Origin of the sequence: Aquabacterium sp. (assembly GCF_050725395.1) — a bacterium.
Taxonomy (GTDB): Bacteria; Pseudomonadota; Gammaproteobacteria; order Burkholderiales; family Burkholderiaceae_C; genus Aquabacterium.
Window position 1 is genome coordinate 1 of sequence record NZ_JBOHHL010000100.1, and the last position, 1,168, is coordinate 1,168.

Below are 1,168 nucleotides of genomic sequence, written 5' to 3' on the forward strand. Positions count from 1 at the left end.
CAGGTGGCCGAAAACGCGGCCAATGGGACGGTGGCGGGCATCACGGCGAGTGCAGTGGACGCCGATGGCACGAACAACACCGTCAGCTATTCGCTCAGCGATGACGCCGGTGGGCGCTTTGCGATCAACGCGGTCACAGGCGTGGTCACCGTCGCCAATGGCACGCTGCTGAACTACGAGTCGGCCACCTCGCATGCGATCACGGTGGTGGCCACCAGCTTGGACGGCTCCAGCAGCAGCCAGGTGATGACGATCAACCTGGCCGATGTCAACGAGTTCGCGGTGAGCGCGGTCAGCGACACCAACGCCGCAGCGAACAGCGTGGCCGAGAATGCCGCCAATGGCACGGTGGTGGGCATCACGGCGAACGCGACCGATGTAGACGGCACCAACAACACCATCACTTACTCGCTGAGCGATAGCGCCAGTGGGCGCTTCGCCATCAACGCGGTCACGGGCGTGGTCACGGTGGCCAATGGCACCTTGCTGGACTACGAATCGGCGACATCCCACGCGATCACGGTGGTGGCCACCAGCTTGGACGGTTCCAGCAGTAACCAGGTGATGACGATCAACCTGGCCGACGCGGACGAGTTCGACGTGGGCGCGGTCAGCGACGCGAACGCGACCGCCAACAGCGTGGCCGAGAATGCCACGAACGGAACGGTGGTGGGCATCACGGCGAACGCCATCGACGCAGACGGCACCAACAACACCATCACCTACTCGCTGAGCGACAACGCCGGGGGGCGCTTCGCCATCAACGCGGTCACGGGCGTGGTCACGGTGGCCAATGGCAGCTTGCTGAACTACGAGGGGGCCACCTCGCATGCGATCACGGTGGTGGCGACCAGCTTGGACGGCTCCAGCAGCAACCAGGTGATGACGATCAACCTGGCCGACGCGGACGAGTTCGACGTGGGCGCGGTCAGCGACACCAACGCCGCAGCGAACAGCGTGGCCGAGAACGCGTCCAGCGGCACGGTGGTGGGCGTCACGGCCAACGCGATCGACGCCGACGGCACCAACAGCACCATCACCTATTCGCTCAGCGATGACGCCGGTGGGCGCTTTGCCATCAATGCGGTCACGGGCGTGGTCACGGTGGCCAATGGCAGTTTGCTGGACTATGAAGCCGCCACCTCGCACGCGATCACGGTGGTGGCGA

Annotated in this window: 1 protein-coding gene; it reads left to right on the forward strand. The window is 65.1% G+C overall.

Features of this window, described 5'->3' with window-relative positions; all coding sequences use genetic code 11:
• Window positions 1-1,168: cadherin repeat domain-containing protein (locus ACREB4_RS21285; RefSeq protein ID WP_431590236.1), on the forward strand; the 1,168-nt coding region annotated here is incomplete at both ends.